This is a genomic window from Aeromonas sobria, assembly GCF_050266975.1.
Classification (GTDB): domain Bacteria; phylum Pseudomonadota; class Gammaproteobacteria; order Enterobacterales; family Aeromonadaceae; genus Aeromonas; species Aeromonas sobria_B.
In genome coordinates this window covers 1-453 of sequence record NZ_JBKISU010000103.1, presented here as the reverse complement: position 1 = coordinate 453, position 453 = coordinate 1, and the positions used below count along the sequence as shown (strand labels likewise).

Sequence of the window (453 nt, the reverse complement as noted above, 5' to 3'; positions counted from 1 at the left end):
AGACGATGGGATAGAGCGGATCCAGCGGCCGGTTTTGCCATTCGTGGACCTGCTCGATGACGCGTTCGGTCACCTTCGATACCAGCGCCGCCGAGATGTCGGCGTCATACATCTCTTTGAACGCGTCAACGATATCCCGGGTGCTCAAGCCCCTGGCGTAGAGGGCGAGGATCTGGTCGTCCATCTGGGTCAGGCGGGACTGGCCCTTGCGGACAAACTGAGGCTCGAAGGAGCTGTTGCGGTCACGAGGCGCCTGGATGGTGACCTCTCCGTGCTGTCCTTTTAGGCGCTTGGTGGAATAGCCATTGCGATTGTTGCCGGTCCCGCGGCCTTGTGGGGCGTGTTTCTGGTAGCCCAGATGCTCGTCCATCTCGGCATTGAGCGCGGTCTCGACGGTGAGCTTGATCAGCTGTTGGGTGAGGGTGCCGAGATCTTTTTCAGATTTGATGTCTT

The 453-nt window shown here is 59.4% G+C and carries 1 protein-coding gene; it reads right to left on the bottom strand.

From position 1 onward, the window contains the following. Positions 1-453: transposase (locus ACLHZ1_RS20620; RefSeq protein ID WP_427263541.1), on the bottom strand; the 453-nt coding region annotated here is incomplete at both ends.